Here is a 437-nt window from a genome sequence, read left to right as displayed (position 1 = left end):
TGGCGTTCGCGCAGGACAAGACCGTCAAGATCGGCGCCCTGTCCGATCAGTCCGGCCTCTAAGCCGACCTCGGCGGTCCGGGCTCGACGCTGGCGGCCCAGATGGGGTCGAGGATTCCGGCCTCGCCGCCAAGGGCTGGAAGATCGACATCATCTCGGGCGACCACCAGAACAAGCCCGACATCGGCACCGCGATCGCGCGGCAATGGTTCGACGTCGACAAGGTCGACATCATCGTCGACGTGCCCAATTCCGGCGTCGCGCTTGCCGTCAACAACGTCATCAAGGAGAAGAACGGCGTCTACATCAACTCGGGTGCCGCGACCTCCGACCTCACCAATGCGCAGTGCTCGCCCAATACGGTGCACTGGACCTACGACACCTACATGCTCGCCCACACCACGGGGCAGGCGCTGGTGAAGGCCGGTGGCGACACCT

Annotated in this window: 1 protein-coding gene; it reads left to right on the top strand. The window is 64.8% G+C overall.

Features of this window, described 5'->3' with window-relative positions; translation table 11 throughout:
* Positions 1–437, top strand: a 437-nt coding sequence (locus AACY49_RS31195) for an ABC transporter substrate-binding protein (protein WP_339528194.1), incomplete at both ends; no start/stop codon positions are given.

Origin of the sequence: Pseudomonas sp. EL_65y_Pfl2_R96, from assembly GCF_963970905.1 — a bacterium.
GTDB lineage: Bacteria > Pseudomonadota > Gammaproteobacteria > Pseudomonadales > Pseudomonadaceae > Aquipseudomonas.
This window is presented reverse-complemented; position numbering and strand designations above follow the sequence as displayed.